The following is a 13,994-nucleotide window of genomic DNA, read 5'->3' on the forward strand; positions in this document are numbered from 1 at the left end:
CAGCAGGGTAAGGGGATCACCCCCGAGCCGAGGAGTCGGCGCATGAGCGAGCTACCTCCGCTGAATGAGGAACTGGCGCCGGGCGACCAGAGCGACCACGTGCTCGCGATGCAGGAGCGCCTCGCCGAGTTCGGGTACTTCCACGACGCCGTCGACGGCGTCTTCGGTGAGTCCACAGAGGACGCCCTGCGCGAGTTCCAGCGCAACTACGGCCTTCCCGAGGACGGCCGCGTCGGCCCCGAGACCTGGGAGGCGCTCGGCCGGGAGACGGTCAGCTACGCCGAACCCGAACCCGCGGGCCCGGAGGTCGGCGAGCTGTCCGAGGACGGTCAGTGGCGCTGGGACGGCAGCGACTGGCAGGCCGTGAACAGCTCCGAGCCCACCGACGCCACGCCCGGAATGCTCTCCGAGGACGGCCAGTGGCGTTGGGACGGCGAGCAGTGGCAGCCCGTCGGAAGCGCCGACGAGGAAATGTCGACTGAGCAGTTCCAGGACGTCATCGCTCAGTCCATGCAGGTCAACTCATCGGAAATGGCGTAGGAGGGCACCGTGACCGGAGCACTGGGCACAGCGGGCGCGGCGCTCGATGTGGTGAACAAAGGTGTGGAGACGATCAAGCTGATCATGCGGCCCGGCCACGAGCTGGTCGTGGAGGAGGGCGGTTTCGCCCGCTGCCTGCCCGACGGCGTCTCCGACAGCACCCTCGAGGGCGGCGCGGACGCGGAGATCGTCGGGATCTCCTCGGAGTACCACGGCGAGACGCAGAAGGGCATCCTGGGCGAGACCCTCGGCGGCTTCCTCGGCGCCGCGTGGAAGTGGGACATGGTCTTCAGCTGGAAGTACAACGTCCGCGACAACGACCACGGCGCCTACATCCTCGACGCCTCCGCCGACGTGCGCACCAGCCTGGCGTCGGACCAGATCGCCTGGGAGTGGAAGGTCAGCTTCCCCGGCGAGGGCCGCTGGGTCGACCGGGACGAGGGCATAGTCGAGCTGCCGTTCAAGGTCAACATCACCTGCACGCACTCGGTGATCTACGACAAGCTCTGGTACAAGCAGGTCTTCCGCGGCTGGATGCGCGGCGACGGCTCATTCCGCTGCGCCGGCCAGTAGCGGGTCGTTCTTCTTGAGCCGCTTGAGTTCCGCGGCGACGTCGTACGCCGGTTCCGGCAGCTTGGGGTCGAGGTCGCGCAGGGTCTCCAGGAGGATCTGCGCGATCGCCCAGTTGCGGTACCACTTGCGGTCGGCCGGGATGGCGTACCACGGGGCGTCCTCGGTGGAGCAGCGGTCGAGGACGTCGGCGTAGGCCTGCTCGTAGTCGCCCCACTTGGCCCGGACGTCGAGATCGCTCGGGTTGTACTTCCACTGCTTCTCCGGCGTCTCCAGCCGGGCGAGCAAACGCTCGCGCTGCTCCTCGGCGGAGATGTTCAGGAAGCACTTCACGACGGTGGTGCCCGCCGCGGCGAGTTCGGCCTCGAACTCGTTGATCTCGTCGTAGCGCGGCTCCCACTTCGCGGGCGGGACCAGTTCGTCGACGCGGACCACCAGGACGTCCTCGTAGTGCGACCGGTCGAACACGCCGATCAGGCCCGCCGCCGGGACCTGCTTGCGGATGCGCCACAGGAAGTGGTTGCGCTTCTCCGTCGGGGTGGGCTTCTTGAACGACGCGACCCGCACGCCCTGGGGGTTCATCAGGCCGAAGACGTGCTCGATCGTGCCGCCCTTGCCCGAGGTGTCCATCCCCTGCAGGACCAGCAGGACACTGCGCTCACCGCCGCCGAACGTGCCCTCCGCCCACAGCGCCTCCTGCAGTCCGGCCAGCTCCGCGCCGGTCCCGACCAGGCCCGCGGCGGCTTCCACCTTGGACGACGGACCGACCGGCGTGTCGCGCGGCGCATGCGGGATGGCACCGCCCGCGCGTACCCTCAGCGCGTCGCGGACGGACGTGGACGTGCCCTGTTTCTTAGCCATCCAGGAAGAGTAAACCGCCGGACCGACTTCTGCTCGCGCAACAAACCACCGCCCGCCACGCAGATGGCGCAACAAATCGGCGTAATAAGCAACACTCACCGGATGAAACCATCATGCTGCCCCCTTAGCCTGGGGGCATGACCGTGACTGTCCCTCCCACCACCGCAGCCACGCCGGAGTCGGCGGCCGACTTCATCGCCATGGACGAGCGCTGGAGCACGCACAACTACCACCCGCTGCCGGTGGTGATCGCCGAGGCCGAGGGGGCCTGGGTGACCGACGTGCACGGCAAGCGCTACCTGGACTTCCTCGCCGGGTACTCCGCGCTCAACTTCGGCCACCGCCACCCGGCGCTCGTCGCCGCGGCGGTCGAGCAGCTGCACAAGGTGACGCTGACCAGCCGCGCCTTCCACCACGACCAGCTCGGGCTGTTCTGCCGCGAGCTGGCCGAGCTGACCGGCACCGACCTCGTGCTGCCGATGAACTCCGGCGCCGAGGCCGTCGAGTCGGCGGTGAAGGTGGCCCGCAAGTGGGCCTACCGGGTCAAGGGCGTTCCGGAGAACACCGCGGAGATCATCGTCGCGGGCTCGAACTTCCACGGCCGGACCACCACGATCATCTCGTTCTCCACCGACGAGGTCGCCCGCGCCGACTTCGGCCCGTTCACCCCGGGCTTCAAGGTCGTCAAGTACGGCGACGCGCAGGCGCTCGAAGCCGCCATCACCGACCGCACCGCCGCGATCCTGGTCGAGCCGATCCAGGGTGAGGCGGGCGTCCTCGCGCCGCCGTCGGGCTACCTGCGCGAGGTGCGGGCGCTGTGCGACCGCAACAACGTGCTGTTCATCGCCGACGAGATCCAGTCCGGCCTGGCCCGCACCGGCACCCTGTTCGCCCTCGACGCCGAGGGCGTCCGCGCCGACCTGTACACGCTGGGCAAGGCCCTCGGCGGCGGCATCCTGCCGGTGTCGGCGGTCGTCGGCCGCGGCGATGTCCTCGGCGTGCTCAAGCCCGGCGAACACGGCTCGACCTTCGGCGGCAACCCGCTGGCGTGCGCCGTGGGCCGCGCGGTGGTCAAGCTGCTCGCGACCGGCGAGTTCCAGGAGCGCTCCGCGACCCTGGGCGCCTACCTGCACGGGCGGCTCGGCGAACTGGTCGGACGCGGTGTCGCGGAGGTGCGCGGCCGTGGCCTGTGGGCGGGCGTCGAGATCGCCCCCGGCGGCCCCAGCGGCCGGGTGGCGTCGGAAGCCCTGATGGAGCGCGGCGTGCTGTGCAAGGAAACCCACGACACGACGCTGCGGGTCGCGCCGCCGCTGGTGATCACCGAGGCGGAGATCGACCTCGGCGTCGACGCCATCGCCTCGATCGTCACCCACTGAACTCCGGGCGGCCGGGTGCATAGCCCCGGCCGCCCGGCCTCCACTCATCGGGCTCGGCGCACCCGGGTCTCGTCCCACACCGGTTCGTCCGATTCGGACACCACACCGTCCGATTGGAACACCAGGAACCGGTTGAAGGACCGGGCGAACCAGCGGTCGTGGGTCACCGCGACCACCGTGCCCTCGTAGGCCTCCAACGCGTCCTGCAGCGCCTCGGCGGAGTGCAGGTCGAGGTTGTCGGTGGGCTCGTCGAGCAGCAGCAGGGTCGAGCCGCCCAGTTCGAGCAGCAGGATCTGGAACCGCGCCTGCTGCCCACCCGAGAGCGTCTCGAACCGCTGCTCGGCCGACCCGCCGAGGCCGTAGCGGCTCAGCACCGAGGCCGCCGCGCCGCGGTCGAGGCCGGCCCGTCCGCCCTCGCCGTGCCACAGGATGTCGACGAGCGTGCGCCCCACCCACTCCGGATGGTGGTGGGTCTGGGCGAACAACCCCGGCACGACGCGCGCGCCGAGTTTGCGGACACCGGTGTGCGCGACGCTGGTGCTGTCGGCGAGCAGGCGCAGGAAGTGGCTCTTGCCCGACCCGTTGGACCCGAGCACCGCGACCCGGTCGCCGAAGAAGACCTCGACGTCGAACGGCTTCATCAGCCCGGTCAGTTCCAGGTTCTCGCAGGTGATCGCCCGGATGCCGGTGCGCCCGCCGAGCAGCCGCGGCTTGACCTTCTGCGGGCGCGGCGGGACCGGGGGCGGGCCGATCTCCTCGAACTTGCGCAGCCGCGTCTGCGCGGCCTTGTACCGGCTCGCCATCTCGTGGCTGGTCGCCGCCGCGCGCTGCATCAGCTTGACCAGGTCCTGCAGCTTGGCGTGCTCCTCGTCCCAGCGCCGCTGCTGCTCGGCGATGCGCTCCCAGCGGGCCTCGCGGGCGTCGTGCCAGCTGACGAACCCGCCGGGGTGCGTCCACGCGGTGCCCGCCTCGACCGTGACCACCTGCGTGGCGACACCCGCGAGCAGCTCGCGGTCGTGGCTGATCAGCAGGATCGCCTTCGCGCTCTCCGCGAGCTGCCGCTCCAGCCAGCGCTTGCCGGGGACGTCGAGGTAGTTGTCCGGCTCGTCGAGCAGCAGGACTTGCTCGCGCCCGCGCAGGAGCGCCTCCAGCACCAACCGCTTCTGCTCGCCGCCGGACAATGTTCGGACCTCGCGATAGCGCGCCTTGTCGTAGCCGACTCCGAGGGCGGCGACGGTCACCGTGTCCCACAGGACTTCCGCGATGTAGCCGCCGGCTTCGTCGTAGTCGGCGATCGCCTGGGCGTAGCGCATCTGCGTCGGCTCGTCGTCGGTCTCCATCAGGGCCAGCTCGACCCGGTCCAGCTCGGCCGACGCCGCCCGCAGCGGGGCGGGCGCGACGGCGAGCAGCAGGTCGTGCACCGTGCGGTCGTCGCGGACCGAGCCGACGAACTGCGGCATCACCGCCAGCCCGCCCTGCACCGAGACACCGCCGTCCGGGGAGGTCAGCTCGCCGCTGATGATCCGCAACAGCGTGCTCTTGCCCGCGCCGTTCTCCCCGACCACCGCGACGACCTGGCCCGCGCCGATCCGCAGTCCGGCGTCGCGGAACAGCACCCGGCCGTCGGGCAGGGTGTAGGAGAGCCCGGAGGCATCGAGGTGTCCCATGCCCGTGATGGTGTCTTATGAGGGCCGCCGGGAGCGAACCAGTTGTCGGGCATAGTGGCGGGGTGGAACGTCCGCTGCTCGCCGCGCCCCGATTCGCCCTGGCCCTGGCCGCTCTGTTCGTGCTCGTCATGGCCGCGATCGGCGTGGACGTCGCCGGGAACACCGAGGCCGGTCCGTTCGACCAGGCCGTGTTCGACGTACTGACCCGGCGGCCGGACCTGGCGGTCCCACTGACCCTGTGCACCCACCCCGCCGCGATGATCGCGATCATGGCGGCCATGGTCGCCATCGCCCTGCGCGCGGGCAGGCCCCGGGTGGCCGCGCTGGCGGTCCTCGGGCCGGTGGTGGCGGCCGGGATCAACACCGTGGTGCTCAAGCCGCTCTTCGACCGCACGCACGAGGACAGCCTCGCCTACCCCAGCGGCCACACGACGACACTGGTCGCGATCCTGGCGGTGCTGGTGCTGGTCGCCGCCGCCAACGCGACACCCGGGCGCGCGGTGGCGACTGCCGCGATCGCGCTCGTGCTGGTCGCCGTGGGAGCGGGAGCGATCATCGGCCGCGAGTTCCACTACCTCACCGACACGGTCGGGGCGCTGTTCTGGGGCGTCGCTGTGGTGATCGTTCTGGCCGCTCTGATCGACTTCGCGGCCCAGCGTGTGGGCGACCCACCGTCCGTGCAGCCGCCCCTGGAAAGCACCTCACGGTAACGAGTTCACTCGTCCGGCTCACCCGAAGTAGCGAACGGACCACCCTGTGGCGTCAGAGGGTTGCGGGCGTACTGTGCGTGTACGGGGAAGCCGGACGAGAGGATGTACGTGACTGACACGCCCATCTACGACCAGGTGCGCCAGGAGCTGCGGGATCATCCGCGACCCGCCAAGGCCCGATCACGGGCCGCCGACTCGGACGCCGGTTTGTCCGTGTGGGCCTTGATCGACCGCTCGCAGCGCGCCGCCGACTCCCCGCGGCGCTGACTCAGCGAGCGGCCGCGGCGTCGCGGGACAGCGCGACCAGCCTGCTGACCGCGCGCAGGTACTTCTTGCGGTAGCCCCCGCGCAGCATGTCCTCGGTGAACAGGGCCGACACCGGCTCCCCCGACACCACCACCGGGATGGCGCGGTCATAGAGCCGGTCGGCGAACGACACCACGCGCAGCGCGACGTCTTGGTATTGCAACGCGTGCACACCGCGCAGATGCACGGCGGTCACGCCGTCGACGAGCTTGCCGTAGCGTGAGGGGTGCAGCGAGCCGAGGTGCCCGCAGAGCGCGTCGAAATCGTCGACAGTGGCCCCTTCGATCGCCTCCGCGCTGGCCGCCAAGTCCACATCGGACAGTGGGGCGGGGGCGTCGGGCAGGCCGCGGTGGCGGTAGTCCGGCCCGTCGACGCGCACCACGGAGAACCGTGACGACAGCGCCTGGATCTCGCGCAGGAAGTCGTCCGCGGCGAAGCGGCCCTCGCCGAGCTTGTCCGGCAGCGTGTTCGACGTGGCCGCGACGTGCACGCCCGCGTCGGTCAGCTGCGAGAGCAGCCGGGTGACCAACATGGTGTCGCCCGGGTCGTCGAGCTCGAACTCGTCGATCGCCAGCAGCCGGTGCTGCTTGAGCCGCTCGACGGCCTGGGTGAAGCCGAGCGCGCCGACGAGGTTGGTCAGCTCGACGAACGTCCCGTAGGCCTTCGGGCCGGGCACGGCGTGCCAGATCGAGGCCAGCAGGTGGGTCTTGCCGACACCGAAGCCGCCGTCGATGTAGAGCCCGGGCCTGCCGGTCTCGGCCTTGCCGCCGAACATCCGCGAGAACAGCGACTTGTCCGGCCGCGCGTTCACCTTCGCGGCGAACGCGGCGCAGTCGCGGACCGCGGCGGCCTGGCTCGGCTCGTCCGGGTTCGGGACATAGGTGTCGAACCGGACCGCGCCGAACCGGGGCGGTGGGGCCATCGTGGCGATCAGCTCCTCCGCGCCGATCTCGGGCGCGCGGGCGAGCAGGCTGGCGGGCATGCACGGGAGCGTAGCGGCGTGATGGGATGTCCTGGTGCACATGTTGTGGCCCGAGAACCGGGTTTCCCCAGGTCAGGGTTCACCGGCTGTGGTGGACGACACCGAACTCGAAGCGCTCTACGCCTATCCGGGCGACCTTGACCGGGCTTGGGTGCAGGTCAACTTCGTCAGCAGCGCCGACGGCGCGGTCGCAGTGGCGGGGCAGTCGGCGGGCCTGTCCAGCCCCGGCGACAAGCGGATCTTCGCCTTGGGCCGCGACCTGGCCGACGTGGTGCTCGTGGGCTGGGGCACCGCGCGCGAGGAGCGCTATCGCGGGATCAAGAGCACCGAACTGAGACGAGAGCGGCGTTCCCGCCTCGGGCTGGCACCGGTGCCGCCGATCGCCGTGGTCACCGGGCGGTGCTCGGTGGACCCGGACTCGCCGCTGGTGACCGACACGCTCGTGCCGCCGATCATCGTGACCGCCGAGTCGGCCCCGGCGGAGCGGCGCGCGGCGCTGACGGCGGCGGGCGCGGACGTGATCGTGGCCGGGGACGAGCGGGTCGATCCGCGGCTGGCGCTGGTCTCGCTCGCGGAACGGGGGTTGAAGCGGGTGTGCTGCGAGGGCGGGCCGCAGCTGTTCGGCTCGCTGATCGAGGCCGACCTCGTCGACCAGCTGTGTCTGACTGTCTCGCCGTTGCTCGCGGGCGGGCGCGCGGGGCGGATCGCCCTGGGAGCGCCGCCGGAGGTGCCGCGGCGGCTCACGCTGGCGTCGGTGCTGACCGAGGACGGTTTCCTGATGCTGCGCTATCGCCGGGAGGAGTGACACATTCGTCGACCGGGCGGCAAGTATCCACTTGAGACACCGGATGTCAGCTGATGGTGTCCTTTCGGATTAACTCTTTCCGGTCAACCTGCCGCTTGACCCGGGCAACGGCCCCCGCGCCTTCGAGAATGGATCGTGACGTCGATCCGTTGCAGTCCAGCCGAAGGAGCCTGCCCAGCATGGTGACGACCAACAGTCAGAACGACCTGCGCGACACGGTCCCGGCCGCCCGCCAGTCCCCGGCGCCCGCCCGGCTGGCCGACGAGAACGGCCAGGGCAAGACCACCATCGCGTCCAACGTCGTGCAGAAGATCGCGGGCATGGCCGCCCGCGAGGTCTCCGGCGTGCACGCCATGGGCGGCGGCATGTCCCGCGCGTTCGGCGCGATCAAGGAGCGCATCCCCGGCGCGGGCACATCGTCCACCGCGGGCGTCTCGGTCGAGGTCGGCGAGAAGCAGGCCGCGATCGACCTCGACATGATCGTCGAGTACGGCGCGAGCATCGCCGACCTCGCGCGCGCGGTGCGCCGCAACGTGATCACCGCGGTCGAGCGGATGACGGGCCTGGAGGTCATCGAGGTCAACATCTCCGTGGAGGACGTCCACCTGCCCGACGACAACGCGGGCGACGACGCCCCCGAGAAGTCCCGGGTCGAATGACCGCGATCCACACCGGCGAGCTGGTCGACCGGATCGGCGAGGCCGTCCTCGCCGATCCGGCGGTGGCCCGGCTCGACGGCGGGCCCTTCCAGACCGTCGCGACCTATCTGCCCGGCAGGCGCGTGGTCGGCGTGACCGCGGCCGACCGGATCACCGTCTCGGTGGTCCTGCGGTTCGACCAGCCCATCCCGGCGGTTGTCGCCGCCCTGCGCGACCGGGTCCGGCGCGTCGCGGGCGACCTCCCGATCGATGTGCACGTCAACGACCTCGAGAGCAAGGAAGTACCGGCATGAACACGACCCAGATCGGCCTGGTCTCGGGCCTGCTGCTCGGGCTGGCCGCCACCCAGGGGTTCGGCGCGTTCCTGATCACCTTGGTGCTCGGCTTCATCGGCCTGGTCGTCGGGCGGATGCTCGACGGCGAACTCGACCTGTCCCAGGTCCTCAGCGGGGCCAAGGGCAAAGACCGGTGACCCAGGTCAGCGAGCGGCCGGTCGAGGACCGCGGCACGCTGCGGGTCGACCGGTCGGTGGTCCGCAAGATCGCCGAACGCGCGGCCGACGAGTCGCCGGGCACCACGGCGATGGCCCGCAAGCTGGCGGGTGTCGAGGTGGGCACCCAGGGCGCGCGGGTGGACGTGACCGGCGACGGCGCCCAGGTCCGGCTCAGGGTCGACGTGGCGCTGCACTACCCGGCTCCCGTGCGGACCGTCGTCGAGGACGTGCGCGAGCGCGTCATCACCGAGGTCGAGCGGCTGACCGGCTACCACGTGCGCGGCGTCGACGTGACGGTCTCCGCGCTGCGGCCCAAGATCCGTCCCCGAGTGGAGTGAGCCCGTGCGTGTCCTGGTGAGAGTCCTGAGCCTGCTGCTCGGCCTGGCGTTGGCCGCGGCGGGCGCGTTGCTGGCCATCGAGGTCGCGTGGGCGTGGTGGCGGCCGGCGAGCCCGTCGCTGCTCGTCCCCTGGCGGCAGTGGCGCGACACGCTGGCCGACCTGAGCTGGCAGAGCACCCCGGTACTGATCACCGCGGCCGCCGTCGCCGCGGCCGGCCTGCTGCTGGCCCTGTTCGCGGCCCTGGCGCGGCGCACGAACGTCGGCCTGCGGGAACCCTCACCGGGCGTCACGGTCGAGACGTCGCCGCGTTCGCTGGCCCGGATCGTGGGCACGCGCGTCCGCGGCGAGGACAACGTGACCGGCGCGTCGGTGAGCGCCACAGCCAAGCGGGTCCGGGTGCGCGCGACCAGCGCCCTGGAGTCGGAGGCCCAACTGCGTCCCCGGCTGCTCGGTGCCGTGCGGGCCACCCTCGCCGACTTGCCGCTGCAGCGTCAGCCCAAGGTATCCGTGGTCGTCGACTCCCCCAGGGACCGCTCATGACCTCCCCCGCCACCCGCGCCGCCGCCCGCTCCTACGGTGGCGAACGCGCCCTGACCATGACCACCGGCCTGCTCCTGCTGCTGCTCGGAGTCGGCGCGGCCCTGCTGGGCTACGGCGTCTTCGGCGAGGGCAGGGCCGCCCGCGCTGTCCTGGACCCGCAGGTCCTGCGCACCTTGGTCGACTGGCAGTTGGCCGCCCGGATCGGCGCGATCGTGCTGGGGCTGGTGCTGCTGGCCTTCGGCCTGCGGATCGTTTTCGCCACCCTGCGCCCGGAACACCACCCGGACCTGGCGCTGAACCCGACCAGGGGCCACGGCGTCCTGGTCACCGCGGGCGCCATCACCGAGGCCATCGCCACCGACGCGGAGCAGGTCCCCGGCGTGAGCAAAGCCCGCGCCACCATGGTCGGCGACGAGGAGGAGCCCGCGCTGCGGCTGAGCCTGTGGCTCGAAGACGGCACCGACGTCAAACAGGTGTGGCGGGAAGTGGACGACACCGTCCTGCGCCAGGCCCGCGAATCCCTCGGCGTCGACCACCTGCCGACAGCCGTGCGGCTGGAACTGGGCGCGGCGCAACGGCAGCGAGTGCGCTGAACTCAGCCCTTCTTGAGCTTGCGCCAGCCCCCGGCCCGGTTGTTCGCGATGATCTGCCGGAACATCGCCAGCAGAGCGGGCGCGTTGATCTCCTCGCCCGGACGGACGGCGACGGTGCGGGCTGTCTTGTTGTCATGTCCGCCGGTGATGATCCCCTCCGGGTCGGGGACGATCGCGCCGTCGTAGAGGAAAATGTTCACGTGGTCCTTCGCGGGCAGCAGCGCGCAGATGTTCCCCCGCAGCACGAAGTACGGCCGATCGGTGAACTTGATGGTCTCCTCGACCTCGGGGTCCGCGGCGTGCACCAGCTCCCGCACCTGCCGGTAGATCTCCTGCTGCCAAGGCAGCAGGCTCTCGATGCGGGCGTCGACGCGTGGATCGGTCATGGCCTCCACGATAAGCGTGTTCGGCTGCCGGAAGCCCGCCGAACGGGCAGTATGGGCGGCGTGGCGCTTCCACTGACTCCGCCGGTGCAACCGATGCTGGCCAAGGCTGTCAAGTCCATCCCGGACGACACGAATCTGGTGTTCGAGCCGAAATGGGACGGCTTCCGCTGCCTGGTCTTCCGGGACGGCGACGAGGTGATCCTGCAGTCCCGGTCGGGCAAGCCGCTCAACCGCTACTTCCCCGACGCCGAGGCCGCCCTGCGGGAGGCGCTGCCGGAGCGGGTCGTCATCGACGGTGAGCTGGTCGTCGACATCGACGGCAGGCTCGACTTCGACAAGCTCGCCGAACGCATCCACCCGGCGGCGAGTCGGGTGACGATGCTGTCGGAGACCACGCCCGCGCGCTTCATCGCCTTCGACGTGCTCGCCCTGGGCGACGAACTCCTGCTGGAGACCCCGGGCGTCGAGCGGCGGCGCAGGCTTGAGGACCTGCTGAAGGTCACCGATTCCGTGCACCTGACCCCGGCGACGACCAGCTCGGACCTGGCCCGCCAGTGGTTCGAGATCTTCGAGGGCGCGGGGCTCGACGGGGTGATGGGCAAGCCCGCGGACGGCCCGTACACGCCGAACAAGCGCACGATGCTCAAGTTCAAGCACTCGCGCACCGCGGACTGCGTGGTGGCGGGGCTGCGTTGGTACAAGGACACCGAGCCGGGCGAGGCTGTGGGGTCGTTGATGTTGGGGCTCTACGACAACACGGGCGGCCTCAACCACGTCGGGGTCGTCGGGTCGTTCTCCGCGGTGCGCAGGCGGGAGCTGGCGGTGGAGCTGGCCGAGCTGATCCCCGGCGGCGCCGAGGGGCACCCGTGGGCGAGTTGGCATGAGGCGCAGGCGACTCGGATGCCGGGGGCGGTAAGCCGGTGGCGCACCACTGAGCAGCCGTGGGTGCCGCTGCGGCTGGAGCGGGTGGTCGAGGTCGCGTATGAGCACACCGAGGGCGGCTACCCGAGCCGTTTCCGGCACACCGCGCAGTTCCAGCGGTGGCGCCCGGACCGCGAGCCCGCTTCGTGCACGTACGAGCAGCTGGAGGAGCCTGCGCGGTACGACTTGGCGTCGGTGCTGCGCGGTGAGGTGCGGGCGCGGTAGTACTACCTTCTCGGTTCGTACCGCATCGCCACGGCCCCCGAGCTGAACTCCAGCCTGTCCACAAGCTTCAGGTCGACCGGCTTCGTCAGCCCCGCGAACAGCGTCGGCCCGTGGCCCGCGATCCTGGGGTGCACCACGAACTCGTACTCATCGATCAATCCCAGCTCCGTCAGCGCCAGCGGGAGCCGCACACCGCCCACGAACAGTCCCTTGCCCGGCTGCCGCTTGAGTCGCTGGACGGCCTCACCCAGATCCCCGCGCACGAGTTCGGCGTTCCAGTCGACCTGTTCCAGGGTGCTTGACACGACGTACTTCTTCGCCGCGCTGATCGTCTGGGCGAACGGTTCCGTCCATTCGGGTCTCGGCGTCGACGGCCGAAACGCCGATTCCATCATTTCGTAAGTCACCCGGCCGAAGAGCAGGGCATCGGCCCGGTTGAGGTTCTCTACCGCGTGACGATGCATGTCCTCGTCCGCGGGGATCCCGCGATGGTCGCAGCATCCGTCCAAGGTGACGTTGATGGAGTACCGAAGGGGTCGCATTTCACGAGATTAACGCTGCTTAGACGTCAGGGCGGGCGGTGCGGGTGGCGCCCGCGGAGGCGGCCACGACGCAGCAGATCGCGACCCACTGGGCCGGGCTCAGGGCTTCCCGCAGCACGACCAGCCCCGCGATCGCGGCGACGGCGGGTTCCATGCTCATCAGGACGCCGAACACCCGCGGCGGGATGCTGCGCAGCGCCTCAAGTTCGAGTGAGTAGGGGATCACCGAGGACATCAGCGCCACCCCGAGGCCGACGAGCAACACCATCGGCGAGAGCAGCGTGGCCCCGGCCTCGACGACGCCGACCGGCGCGGCGATCAGCCCCGCGCACGCCATGGCCAGCGCGAGGCCCTTGCCGTCGCTGGACTGGCTGCCGAGCTTGGCGCTGAGCAGGATGTACGCCGCCCAACAGACACCGGCGCCGAGGGCGAACAACAGCCCGAGGACGTCCGCCCCGCCGAGGGTCTGCGCGAGCAACACGACACCGGCCCCGGCGAGCACCGCCCACAACGCGTCCAGCCATCGCCGCGAGCCCAGCAGGGCGACGCTGAGCGGGCCGAGGAATTCCACGGTCACCGCGATGCCGAGGGGGATGCGGGCGAGGGAGAGGTAGAACAGGAGGTTCATGGTGGCGAGCACGACGCCGTAGCCAAGGATGACCGGCAAATCCTTGCGCGCAACCCGCAGCGAGGGACGCCAAATCAGCAGAAGAATGGCGGCCGCGAACACCAGCCGAAGGGCCACCACCCCAGAGGACCCGGTCACCGGAAACAACTGCTTCGCCAGCGCCGCCCCCACCTGCACGCTGACGATCCCAATCAAAACCTGCGCCGTAGGCGGAACAGCCCCCACCAACCGAGGCGTGCCGGAAACAACCGCCCCCAACCACGACGAAGCCGACCGACGCGCCCCATCGACGTGCGCGACAACCACGAGCCCACCTCCCTTTCCGAGCGCCCCGCCCCCCGGGTAACCACGGCGTGCACCGGCAGATTCCGAGCAGTCCCCGGGCAAACCTCCCAGCGAACCCCGCCGGATCACCCAGCCATCCGCCGGCAACCTCCCAGCGAATTCCCGGGCAACGTGCTGGCGACCTGCCAGACCTCCCAGCAACCCACTGCCAAACCTCCCAGCGAACCCGCCAGACCACCCAGCAAATCCGCCGCCAAAACCACCCGGCAATCCGCCGCCAAATCTCCCAGCCAACCCCGCCAGGTCACCCAGCCACCCGCTGGCGAACCTCCCAGCAAATCCCCGGGCAACCTGCCGGCAAACCCGCCAGACCTTCCAGGAACCCGCTGGCGAACCTCCGAGCAAATCCCGCCAGGCCGCCCAGCCACCCGCTGGCGAACCTCCCAGCAAACCCTGGGGCAAACCTCCGAGCAAACCCCCGCCAGACCTCCGAACAAACGCCTGACAAACCTCCGCCCACCCTGGGGGGCAGCCCTTGTCCAGTTTATCGGCGATCGGGTGGTGAT

The 13,994-nt window shown here is 70.6% G+C and carries 19 protein-coding genes; 13 read left to right on the forward strand and 6 right to left on the reverse strand.

Annotation, left to right across the window (positions count from 1 at the left end; genetic code table 11):
- The first annotated feature begins 42 nt into the window (after positions 1-42).
- Together C8E96_RS32040 and C8E96_RS32045 are read left to right on the forward strand one after the other, a co-directional pair.
- Positions 43-540, forward strand: coding sequence for a peptidoglycan-binding domain-containing protein (locus C8E96_RS32040; RefSeq protein ID WP_166658192.1), 498 nt, complete (start codon positions 43-45; stop codon positions 538-540).
- 9 nt (positions 541-549) lie between these two features.
- The gene (locus C8E96_RS32045) at positions 550-1,113 is read left to right on the forward strand and encodes a hypothetical protein (protein ID WP_091381368.1); all 564 of its coding nucleotides are present in this window, start codon (positions 550-552) and stop codon (positions 1,111-1,113) included.
- Here the strand turns inward: C8E96_RS32045 and C8E96_RS32050 are convergent.
- Positions 1,090-1,971 carry a PPK2 family polyphosphate kinase gene (locus C8E96_RS32050; protein WP_091381370.1) on the reverse strand — a complete coding sequence of 294 codons (882 nt, stop codon included), beginning with the start codon at positions 1,969-1,971 and terminating at the stop codon, positions 1,090-1,092. The genes C8E96_RS32045 and C8E96_RS32050 overlap by 24 nt on opposite strands.
- A 137-nt stretch (positions 1,972-2,108) precedes the next feature.
- Here C8E96_RS32050 and rocD point away from each other — a divergent pair, with 137 nt between their 5' ends.
- Positions 2,109-3,347: an ornithine--oxo-acid transaminase gene (gene rocD / locus C8E96_RS32055; RefSeq protein WP_091381372.1), complete on the forward strand. Its 1,239-nt coding sequence runs from the start codon at positions 2,109-2,111 to the stop codon at positions 3,345-3,347.
- A gap of 44 nt (positions 3,348-3,391) precedes the next feature.
- Here the strand turns inward: rocD and C8E96_RS32060 are convergent, their stop codons facing one another.
- Positions 3,392-5,014: an ABC-F family ATP-binding cassette domain-containing protein gene (locus C8E96_RS32060; protein WP_091381374.1), complete on the reverse strand. Its 1,623-nt coding sequence runs from the start codon at positions 5,012-5,014 to the stop codon at positions 3,392-3,394.
- A 62-nt stretch (positions 5,015-5,076) separates the two neighbouring features.
- Between C8E96_RS32060 and C8E96_RS32065 the strand changes: the two genes are divergently transcribed.
- Together C8E96_RS32065 and C8E96_RS33645 are read left to right on the forward strand one after the other, a co-directional pair.
- Positions 5,077-5,724, forward strand: a complete 648-nt coding sequence (locus C8E96_RS32065; RefSeq protein ID WP_091381375.1) for a phosphatase PAP2 family protein — start codon at positions 5,077-5,079, stop codon at positions 5,722-5,724.
- Between the two features lie 108 nt (positions 5,725-5,832).
- Positions 5,833-5,991, forward strand: coding sequence for a hypothetical protein (locus tag C8E96_RS33645; RefSeq protein ID WP_166658193.1), 159 nt, complete (start codon positions 5,833-5,835; stop codon positions 5,989-5,991).
- A gap of 1 nt (position 5,992) precedes the next feature.
- Here the strand turns inward: C8E96_RS33645 and zapE are convergent, their stop codons facing one another.
- Positions 5,993-7,012, reverse strand: a complete 1,020-nt coding sequence (zapE, locus tag C8E96_RS32070; protein WP_091381377.1) for a cell division protein ZapE — start codon at positions 7,010-7,012, stop codon at positions 5,993-5,995.
- A 40-nt stretch (positions 7,013-7,052) separates the two neighbouring features.
- Between zapE and C8E96_RS32075 the strand changes: the two genes are divergently transcribed.
- From C8E96_RS32075 to C8E96_RS32105, 7 genes are all read left to right on the forward strand, one after another.
- Positions 7,053-7,817, forward strand: coding sequence for a pyrimidine reductase family protein (locus C8E96_RS32075; protein WP_091381379.1), 765 nt, complete (start codon positions 7,053-7,055; stop codon positions 7,815-7,817).
- Between the two features lie 179 nt (positions 7,818-7,996).
- A complete protein-coding gene (locus tag C8E96_RS32080) occupies positions 7,997-8,476 on the forward strand; it encodes an Asp23/Gls24 family envelope stress response protein (protein WP_091381381.1) in 480 nt (159 codons plus the stop codon).
- A complete protein-coding gene (locus tag C8E96_RS32085; RefSeq protein WP_091381382.1) occupies positions 8,473-8,769 on the forward strand; it encodes a hypothetical protein in 297 nt (98 codons plus the stop codon). Before C8E96_RS32080 ends, C8E96_RS32085 begins: the two co-directional genes overlap by 4 nt.
- Positions 8,766-8,948: a hypothetical protein gene (locus tag C8E96_RS32090; RefSeq protein WP_091381384.1), complete on the forward strand. Its 183-nt coding sequence runs from the start codon at positions 8,766-8,768 to the stop codon at positions 8,946-8,948. Before C8E96_RS32085 ends, C8E96_RS32090 begins: the two co-directional genes overlap by 4 nt.
- Positions 8,945-9,307: an Asp23/Gls24 family envelope stress response protein gene (locus C8E96_RS32095; protein ID WP_091381386.1), complete on the forward strand. Its 363-nt coding sequence runs from the start codon at positions 8,945-8,947 to the stop codon at positions 9,305-9,307. The genes C8E96_RS32090 and C8E96_RS32095 overlap by 4 nt, the downstream gene beginning before the upstream one ends.
- Before the next feature lie 4 nt (positions 9,308-9,311).
- Entirely contained in the window at positions 9,312-9,848 is a 537-nt protein-coding gene (locus tag C8E96_RS32100) for a DUF6286 domain-containing protein (protein WP_091381388.1), read from the forward strand.
- A complete protein-coding gene (locus C8E96_RS32105) occupies positions 9,845-10,441 on the forward strand; it encodes an Asp23/Gls24 family envelope stress response protein (protein ID WP_091381390.1) in 597 nt (198 codons plus the stop codon). The genes C8E96_RS32100 and C8E96_RS32105 overlap by 4 nt, the downstream gene beginning before the upstream one ends.
- 2 nt (positions 10,442-10,443) lie before the next feature.
- Here C8E96_RS32105 and C8E96_RS32110 read toward each other — a convergent pair whose 3' ends face one another.
- Positions 10,444-10,827, reverse strand: coding sequence for a DUF1801 domain-containing protein (locus C8E96_RS32110; protein WP_091381392.1), 384 nt, complete (start codon positions 10,825-10,827; stop codon positions 10,444-10,446).
- Between the two features lie 51 nt (positions 10,828-10,878).
- Between C8E96_RS32110 and C8E96_RS32115 the strand changes: the two genes are divergently transcribed.
- Positions 10,879-11,973, forward strand: coding sequence for an ATP-dependent DNA ligase (locus C8E96_RS32115; RefSeq protein ID WP_166658194.1), 1,095 nt, complete (start codon positions 10,879-10,881; stop codon positions 11,971-11,973).
- Positions 11,974-11,975: 2 nt separating this feature from the next.
- On the opposite strand, the gene C8E96_RS32120 is transcribed toward C8E96_RS32115, so the two are convergent.
- Entirely contained in the window at positions 11,976-12,515 is a 540-nt protein-coding gene (locus C8E96_RS32120) for a dihydrofolate reductase family protein (protein ID WP_091381394.1), read from the reverse strand.
- Positions 12,516-12,534: 19 nt separating this feature from the next.
- Entirely contained in the window at positions 12,535-13,449 is a 915-nt protein-coding gene (locus C8E96_RS32125; RefSeq protein WP_091381396.1) for an EamA family transporter, read from the reverse strand.
- Between the last annotated feature and the right edge of the window lie 545 nt (positions 13,450-13,994).

Origin of the sequence: Actinokineospora alba (assembly GCF_004362515.1) — a bacterium.
In the GTDB taxonomy this organism is placed as follows: domain Bacteria; phylum Actinomycetota; class Actinomycetes; order Mycobacteriales; family Pseudonocardiaceae; genus Actinokineospora; species Actinokineospora alba.

Coding starts and splice junctions, on each gene's coding strand:
- C8E96_RS32050 (WP_091381370.1), bottom strand. CDS start 1,971: ATGGCTAAGAAACAGGGCACGTCCACGTCCGTCCGCGACGCGCTGAGG.
- C8E96_RS32060 (WP_091381374.1), bottom strand. CDS start 5,014: ATGGGACACCTCGATGCCTCCGGGCTCTCCTACACCCTGCCCGACGGC.
- C8E96_RS32085 (WP_091381382.1), top strand. CDS start 8,473: ATGACCGCGATCCACACCGGCGAGCTGGTCGACCGGATCGGCGAGGCC.
- rocD (WP_091381372.1), top strand. CDS start 2,109: ATGACCGTGACTGTCCCTCCCACCACCGCAGCCACGCCGGAGTCGGCG.
- C8E96_RS32090 (WP_091381384.1), top strand. CDS start 8,766: ATGAACACGACCCAGATCGGCCTGGTCTCGGGCCTGCTGCTCGGGCTG.
- C8E96_RS32075 (WP_091381379.1), top strand. CDS start 7,053: ATGTTGTGGCCCGAGAACCGGGTTTCCCCAGGTCAGGGTTCACCGGCT.
- C8E96_RS32040 (WP_166658192.1), top strand. CDS start 43: ATGAGCGAGCTACCTCCGCTGAATGAGGAACTGGCGCCGGGCGACCAG.
- C8E96_RS32115 (WP_166658194.1), top strand. CDS start 10,879: ATGGGCGGCGTGGCGCTTCCACTGACTCCGCCGGTGCAACCGATGCTG.
- zapE (WP_091381377.1), bottom strand. CDS start 7,012: ATGCCCGCCAGCCTGCTCGCCCGCGCGCCCGAGATCGGCGCGGAGGAG.
- C8E96_RS32105 (WP_091381390.1), top strand. CDS start 9,845: ATGACCTCCCCCGCCACCCGCGCCGCCGCCCGCTCCTACGGTGGCGAA.
- C8E96_RS32080 (WP_091381381.1), top strand. CDS start 7,997: ATGGTGACGACCAACAGTCAGAACGACCTGCGCGACACGGTCCCGGCC.
- C8E96_RS32110 (WP_091381392.1), bottom strand. CDS start 10,827: ATGACCGATCCACGCGTCGACGCCCGCATCGAGAGCCTGCTGCCTTGG.
- C8E96_RS32120 (WP_091381394.1), bottom strand. CDS start 12,515: ATGCGACCCCTTCGGTACTCCATCAACGTCACCTTGGACGGATGCTGC.